7 protein-coding genes are annotated in these 7,308 nt (G+C 54.1%); 3 read left to right on the top strand and 4 right to left on the bottom strand.

Features of this window, described 5'->3' with window-relative positions; all coding sequences use genetic code 11:
- The first annotated feature begins 425 nt into the window (after positions 1 to 425).
- Entirely contained in the window at positions 426 to 1,181 is a 756-nt protein-coding gene (locus EMB92_RS07115) for a Sir2 family NAD-dependent protein deacetylase (protein ID WP_150394277.1), read from the top strand.
- Positions 1,182 to 1,291: 110 nt separating this feature from the next.
- Here the strand turns inward: EMB92_RS07115 and EMB92_RS07110 are convergent, their stop codons facing one another.
- From EMB92_RS07110 to EMB92_RS07095, 4 genes are all read right to left on the bottom strand, one after another.
- A complete protein-coding gene (locus EMB92_RS07110) occupies positions 1,292 to 2,269 on the bottom strand; it encodes a hypothetical protein (RefSeq protein WP_150394276.1) in 978 nt (325 codons plus the stop codon).
- A 202-nt stretch (positions 2,270 to 2,471) separates the two neighbouring features.
- Entirely contained in the window at positions 2,472 to 3,077 is a 606-nt protein-coding gene (locus EMB92_RS07105) for an ATP-binding cassette domain-containing protein (protein WP_150394324.1), read from the bottom strand.
- A gap of 5 nt (positions 3,078 to 3,082) precedes the next feature.
- The gene (locus tag EMB92_RS07100) at positions 3,083 to 4,240 is read right to left on the bottom strand and encodes a hypothetical protein (protein ID WP_150394275.1); all 1,158 of its coding nucleotides are present in this window, start codon (positions 4,238 to 4,240) and stop codon (positions 3,083 to 3,085) included.
- A gap of 40 nt (positions 4,241 to 4,280) precedes the next feature.
- Positions 4,281 to 4,988 (bottom strand): hypothetical protein, encoded by a 708-nt coding sequence (locus tag EMB92_RS07095; RefSeq protein ID WP_150394274.1) that lies wholly within the window; start codon positions 4,986 to 4,988, stop codon positions 4,281 to 4,283.
- A 159-nt stretch (positions 4,989 to 5,147) separates the two neighbouring features.
- On the opposite strand from EMB92_RS07095, the gene EMB92_RS07090 reads away from it, so the two are divergent.
- On the top strand, positions 5,148 to 6,554 hold the full coding sequence (locus tag EMB92_RS07090) for a hypothetical protein (RefSeq protein ID WP_150394273.1): 1,407 nt from the start codon (positions 5,148 to 5,150) through the stop codon (positions 6,552 to 6,554).
- Entirely contained in the window at positions 6,538 to 7,194 is a 657-nt protein-coding gene (locus EMB92_RS07085; protein WP_190973598.1) for a response regulator transcription factor, read from the top strand. The genes EMB92_RS07090 and EMB92_RS07085 overlap by 17 nt, the downstream gene beginning before the upstream one ends.
- The last annotated feature ends 114 nt before the right edge of the window (positions 7,195 to 7,308 follow it).

The raw sequence follows: 7,308 nt of genomic DNA, 5'->3' as shown, positions 1-7,308 counted from the left end.
GGCAGGCCTGCAGCGGACTGGCAATCATTGACTATAAAGAAGTAGTACAAACACACTCTTGAGTTCTCAAACCACCACACACATCAACAAGCTGAATCACAATTCTTGATTTGAATCAGACCGCCGTGCTGAGTGGCAACAGATGAGTAACTTACACGCCTCGCCGCGATCATGCAAACCGGCATGCAAAAATGCGCCGTAAACCCTTGGAAATACAGCGTTCCATCGGCGTGTCGCAACGGCACCACATCGCCTCGCATTGCCCTGACGACGATCTGTCCGCGCGTCACTTCCTGTACCCAAGGATACGCTCGCCAGCATCACATGCAGGGAACCGAAAGTGACGAACAGTCGAACAAACGGAATTGCCGCGACTTCTTCCGGCGTACACCGCAGCGACACGCAGAGCGCGTATACCTGTAGCTATGACAAAGAAAATCGCAGTACTGACCGGCGCCGGCATCTCCACCTCCGCCGGAATCCCCGACTTCCGCGGCCCCGACGGCGTGTGGACCAAGCACCCCGATCAGATGAGCGTGTACGACATCGACGCGTTCCTCAACGACAAGGAGGCGCGCGAATACTCGTGGCGCTGGCAGAAGGAATCGCCCGTGTGGAACGCGCAACCCGGCGTCGCGCACAAGGCACTGGTCAAGCTCGAGAAGGCGGGCATGCTCACGCTGCTCGCCACGCAGAACTTCGACGCGCTGCATGAGAAGGCCGGCAACAACCCGGACATCATCGTCAACCTGCACGGCACGATCGGCACATCGCACTGCATGAAGTGCCACGCCGAATACAACACCGCTGACATCATGGCGAAGCTGGACGAGGAGCCGGATCCGCGCTGCCATCGCCTGCTCAAGTACAAGGGCGACATGCCCTGCAACGGCATGATCAAGACCGACGTCGTGTACTTCGGCGAAGCGCTGCCGGACGGCGCGATGGAGAAGTCGTACAGCCTCGCGACCAAGGCCGACGAACTGTGGGTCATCGGATCGACGCTCGAAGTGTTCCCGGCCGCCAGCATCGTGCCGGTCGCCGCTCAGGCCGGCGTTCCGATCACGATCATGAACATGGGCCGCACCCAGTACGATCGCCTCGCCACCCGCCTCATCCACGACGACATCGCCGTCGCCCTGCCGAAGCTCGTCGACGAAACCATCGCCGAGAACAGCTGACGCCCAGTCAGACACATTCCAGGGGGTTCCGCCGAAGACCAAGCCCGGCGGAACCCCCTACCTATTGCTCGCTGTTGGCTCATTTGCTACATATCATCAGTCGGCGCGCACTATCGGTTTTTGAAGTATGTGAACAACTGCCGTTCGTGAGTCAGAAGCACAGCGACAAGACCCCCGACAAGCAGACCGGCATAACCGGCTGCCGGTACGCGCAGCAGTGAATCATATAGCGCAGTCATATTCGACGCATCGACGGCCAACGTCACCCATACGATCAATGGCGTGCACAGCAGCATCGCTCCGACTGCCGCTGCAGACAATTCGATCAACACCTGCAGGATAAGTATTCCCTTGGGGACTCCCGCATGCAGCGCGGACGCAAATTCCAGTCGGCGCATGCGGATCATCACAAGACCAAGAATGAAAGCGACTACTAGCGCCACCCATGGAGCGAACGCGGTAAGACGTTCGCTGAACAGCGTTTGCGACGGCGGCGTACTGCCGAGTCGCGAATTGAGTTGGCTGATCTGTGGATGCTGGTCCTTGCCGGTGACACGTGCCGACAGGTACATGAGCATTTCGATGTCGTTCGGAACCGGCCATGTACGTACTAGACACGCATCGAACGGCCGATCTGAGTTGACCGGTTCAAGTACCGCATATGAGTACTGGCTGTCGCGTCCATCATCCGGGTATTGGTAGATTCCTCGCACACGAGCGTCTCCGGAATGGTTCATCGCGATTGTCCGGCCGATCTGCGCTCCAAGCGTGTCCGCCACCGTGGATGACAGTATGATGCCCATACCGTCAGCGTCCGTTCCATCGTCTGATAATGTCGGAGAAAACACGCGGACCGCTCCCGGCGTCACCTCGTACGTGGGGATGCCGGTGGATGGCAGCGTTGCAAAGGCGATCTTTCGATCCGACTGGCGTATCGCCCCAACCGCCTGCACACCATCGACACCGGACAGCCCTTCACACGCCACACCGTCAATGCCGTCTTGCAGGGAGATCGTGTACGTGGCGGCACCAGATTGCGCGTATTGTCGCGAATCATCGATCAATCGGTTGATCTGCATAAGATCCATGCCAAACAGCATCGCGATGCATACAGCCAAAGCGACAGTAACAGCGAAGGTATGACTGGTCCCGGAGACGATGCTACGGTGCGCTTCTCGCGCTGCAACGCGTATCTTTACTCGCGATATTTGCCGCAATGGTCGACCAGCATCACCATATCCACGGCACTCACGATGTTGATGCCTCATTGTCATTCACGCCCTACTTGCCCTACTGATAACGTTCTAGATCGATGACATCGGTGGCGGCGTCACGCGTGCGATGATCATGCGTGGCGACGACGACGATCGTTCCCGATCGAGACAGCGCCCCCAGATACTGGTCGACCGCATCAGCGGTACGCATGTCAAGCTGTGCAGTCGGCTCATCAACGAGCAGTAGATCCGCGTTTGATGCGACGCCACGCGCGAGCATCAGTCGTTGCGCCTCTCCGCCGGAAAGCTCACCGAATCGTTTGTCGGCCGCATCCCCCAACCCGAAACGTTCCAACTGCTCACGCGCCAAACGTTCGGCATCCGCGGCGGCATAGCCCTGGCCCAAATACGGGAGAGCGACATGATCAAGCGCAGTTCGACGTGCCACGCCAATCGGATTTTGGAACACCCAACTGGTCTTGCATATCCCGTGACGCACCACTTTGCCAGTACTTGGTTGCTGCCAACCAGCGATGATCGACAGCAACGTGCTTTTGCCTGAACCAGATGGTCCGACAAGCGCATATACTCGTTCCGGCAATAACGTCAATGAAATACCGTGGAACAGCTGTGTACGCTCATTAAATGCATGCCCGACATTGTCAAGTTCGACGCTCACCATAGTCATCACCGGCACTTCTGCGTACCGCTGGGCGCAATATTGACACGTCCGAGCGTATCTGATGCACCGGCGATCATCGTTTTCCCGAGTTCGGATGCAACGATGGTAATCACGACCGGTTTACCATCCGCCGCAATGCAGCCCTGATTACCGGCTACATCATATACCGCGGATGGCGGCACCTCCCATACGTTTATCGGTGTCTTCAACACCCATTTGAACGTAACTATCAACGCTTCATTCACACCACCGGTTGCGCTATCCAAACTTCCACCGGATACGGATCCGGCACCTGTGCCACCGGTCAACACACCCGTACCGGAAGCAGTCTGCGATTTTGCCGACTTGTACTCATTACTTGACATGATTGCATTAATCTCATCCGCATTCGTAATTTCTGCTGTACCTGCGGCCATGTCGAATCGTTTATTCCCAATAACCATCATGCGGTCACCGGCAATAATCTGCGTTTTCGGCAAACTGACCGTCATACTGGTAGGCAATGCCCCAGTACTCATCAGTTCCATGCCTTCGGTCACATTCTGTCCTGTCTCAGCCGCGCATGAGGCTATCGGAGCCGCGGTTTGGCTGAGCCATACGAAACTCGACGGCGTGATCTGCCAGCCATTATCACGAGTCAGCTGCTTTGCTCCAACCGAATGAGCAAGACCATTGAAGGCAACGACCGTCGCCCACGTCATCGTGTCACCATTGGGAGCAGCATACCCGAGTCGAATCAGTTCGGTGTTCAACGCGGCGATATCGCGCCCTCGCATACCCGACCTGAAAGCGCGATACATGGGAACATCCGTATGCAGCATAAGTTGTCCGACCTCGTTGATGGAGAACAGACTGGTGCCGGATTGCGCGGTCATGCCAGACACACAGGTAGTGCCGGTAACGGTGCCAGCCACTACAGAGGAAACCGACTGACTCACGCCGGATGGAATCGTGACGGAGATATCACGTGGATCATCATATCGACTGGATGCTGGCGCAATACTGCCACCTCTTGTTGTCGATACGAGAGTAGGTGGAATCATGCTTTTCGTAAGCAGAAAACCGACAGCAACACCGCACGATGCCACAATCAATCCGATAAGGACAATGACGGAAATCGATACTGACGTAATTCGTTTCGTCCTACCGTTGTCAAGCATCATCGTCACTTCCTTTATGATCTGGTTTACATAAGTGAATAGTTCAATTATGGGTCGGATCGGTCATGCAAGCCTGCCACTTTGCTCCATTGGAGTCGGTATAACGAGGATCCGACGCATCCTCATACTGCTTGAACTGTTTATCCCATGCTGTTTCGGAATTATCACCCTGCGATTTCTTGCCGATATTATCGGTAAAGAGGTCATCGAATTCCTCATATGCCATTTTCTTGTTTATGATATCAGCACGTTTCAAACATGCAAATATTGCTTTGCGAAATTCAGCATCGGAAAGATGTTGCGGATTAGAGCGAATTTCCTGATAATACATGTCAATCATGTCATACCCGGTAGAATCCCCACACTCACTTATATGCTGCTGAACGACAGCATTATCCATACTGGAATCATTCAACATTTTCGCACTACCATCGACGTTCCGCTTGAATGTAATATTTTGCTTGGCAAGACATTGGCTCATTCGTTCTGACACATCGTTCAATTCAGCATCCGAGATCTTCCCGTCTTTGAAGACTGATGCCACATAGGGATCAACCCCCGATTCCTCGGCTTTCTGCCGCAATGTTGACGACCAAGAGTCCTTCGCAGACGAGGAGCGCTTCGCATCCTGTTGTCCACCACAACCACCGAAAACGGATAACAGACACAAGCACATTGTGCACACAGCGATTCTTCGTATGAACGACATTGTCCGACTCATAATCCCCTCTTTCATCATCCATTCATTCATTGAATAGCGATTGCAATTTTACCGGCCTATGATTCATGCATCAAGCAGGTGTAACGCATCGACTCCGTTCAGGCATCTTATGGCTGCAATTCAGTGTTTTCCATATGATGAAATCGTTATTTGTCAGCGTATAATATGCTCGTAGGGGAAGGATAAGCAATGTACAGACGTTATATACAGCCGCTACTGAACGGCATACAGACATTCGCTCGCACGGCCTTTGCACGAACCTTTCCATCCATCGCAAGGCAGGCCGTGGCTATCATAGCCGGTCTGTTCGCCACGACCGTTCTGGCCAATGAGCTTCTGGCAATCACACAACCGCAGATGGCATACCACGGACACGTTGTAATGACAATGATCGAGCTTGTCCTCTGCGTTGTTCTCGCACTATGGCCTCGATCTGGAAGTTGGCTCATGCTGCTGCTGTATCTGACGGAACAATGGATGCCTTTCCCCGCGATACCCACCATGACCGCCATCCCGTCGTTCATACTACCCATCATCGGATATTATTCCCTTCCGATGGGCATATTCGCCGCACTGTTGACTGCGTTAGGCAATCATGGAGTAACACTTGCCGTAGTTCTTGGAGCGAACATAAGCCCCGCCCTGCCACTCATTCCATCAACGGCATCCAATGTTTCCATCCGCGAATTAGCACTCAATATTACAATCAACTGTTTTCAACTGGTGCCATTCGCCGTCGCCGGACGAATCATGCGCTGGGCAACACAGCAGATTATCAACAGATCTGTATTGCTCCAACGTATGGAACGCGAACAGACGGCGATGACCATACACAACGACATCTGCAATGCACTGTCGTATCTGCAATTACGAGTGGACCAGAAGATGATCGATGGCACAGTTTCCCAAGACACCGATCACGAACGGGATTACGCTGAATTCCGCGGTGTTCTGGAGACAACATTACGACAGGCACATCATGTAATCGCGGTTCTCGAACAACAAGATCACAATTCCAACAGTGCCGATATCTCTTTGGAAGACCGCGCTTGCACTTTTTTCAACGCTTCCGACAGCGCCGGCGACTCCATTGCCGCAACGTCAAACGTACATGACGCGATGGAGCAGTATCAATCCATCGTTAGATCAGAGGAAGATAAACTCCATCATCTTGGATTCCAGGGTATGACGATTCTCCCGACAGACGCCTCAACTCATTTGCCATTGAAATTGACACCTGCAACCACCGCCATCACGACCGAACTGCTCATGGAGCTATACGGCAATATTCAAAAGCATGCCGACCCCGCATTCCCTTATTGCATTACAATCGGCATCCAGGCCGACGCCATCAGCATCGACGCCAGTAACACACCCAATCTGAACGACCATCATTCGTCAATGGGAACAGGGCTCACTCGTTTTCGCAAAACGCTTGAACGTGATGGCGGAACACTGACCATCAGTGCAACCGACGACATATGGACGATTAGCGCACGCATTCCCCTCACCATGACCGCACGTATCGAAGGCATAAACGGCATCAACACATCGATGTATGAGTACAGGAGGCAGAGCAATGATCGCGAACGATGATCGGATATCCGTACTGGTATTGGACAATGACGTGCTGGCAGGGCAATACATAGCAAATTGGCTGGGACGATTCGCCGATTTTCGCACCGCATTCACTTCACATCCCTCACAGGCGCTGCTGCAGTGTTCTCTACCGGAACGCCAACCGGATGTGCTGATCGTCGACATCATGCTCGACGGTGTATCCGGCACGAGCATCTGCGCACGCATTCGCAAGGAGACATCGCAGATCGGATTGCTATGCATCACCGCTTACGATCCAAATCAGTACCGCGCCGAAGTCGCGGAATGCGGAGCGCAAGGCGTTATCGCGAAAAACCAGATTCTCACGCTCTTACCGGATGCCGTACGCAAGGCGGCCGCAGGGCAGCCCATCGAACCGGACACCTACGCCGATTCAGCGACTTCGCATGCCATTCTCGAATCAAGCGATTCGTCGTCCATCCAACCGCTTAACGCCAGCGAAAAGGAGATCCTGCGCCTCTACGCACGCAACATGACCACCGCACAGGTACTCGTCAGGCTCGGAATGAACCGCAACACCCTCAATACGCATCTCCATCGCGCCCTAGGCAAGCTTCACGCCCCGAGTCGAGCGGCAGCACTCATCACATGCAACCACTATTCGCTGCTTGGCTGATACAAAGCGCACGCCCACCAGTGGACGCACATCCGTCGGAACAGAGCTGAGGGGTGCCATATGACGTTCTCGACTGTAGGCTTGGCCAAACGGCCTTGAGTGTGTCGAGAACGT

Origin of the sequence: Bifidobacterium callitrichos (assembly GCF_008698085.1) — a bacterium.
GTDB lineage: Bacteria > Actinomycetota > Actinomycetes > Actinomycetales > Bifidobacteriaceae > Bifidobacterium > Bifidobacterium callitrichos.
Note: the sequence above shows the minus strand (reverse complement) of the source record. Positions and strands in the feature narration are given on the sequence as shown.

Bases quoted from the DNA above. Each gene is read 5' to 3' on its own strand.
- EMB92_RS07110 (WP_150394276.1), bottom strand. From the start codon at position 2,269: ATGGATCTTATGCAGATCAACCGATTGATCGATGATTCGCGACAATAC.
- EMB92_RS07115 (WP_150394277.1), top strand. From the start codon at position 426: ATGACAAAGAAAATCGCAGTACTGACCGGCGCCGGCATCTCCACCTCC.
- EMB92_RS07100 (WP_150394275.1), bottom strand. From the start codon at position 4,240: ATGATGCTTGACAACGGTAGGACGAAACGAATTACGTCAGTATCGATT.
- EMB92_RS07090 (WP_150394273.1), top strand. From the start codon at position 5,148: ATGTACAGACGTTATATACAGCCGCTACTGAACGGCATACAGACATTC.
- EMB92_RS07105 (WP_150394324.1), bottom strand. From the start codon at position 3,077: ATGGTGAGCGTCGAACTTGACAATGTCGGGCATGCATTTAATGAGCGT.
- EMB92_RS07095 (WP_150394274.1), bottom strand. From the start codon at position 4,988: ATGAATGAATGGATGATGAAAGAGGGGATTATGAGTCGGACAATGTCG.
- EMB92_RS07085 (WP_190973598.1), top strand. From the start codon at position 6,538: ATGATCGCGAACGATGATCGGATATCCGTACTGGTATTGGACAATGAC.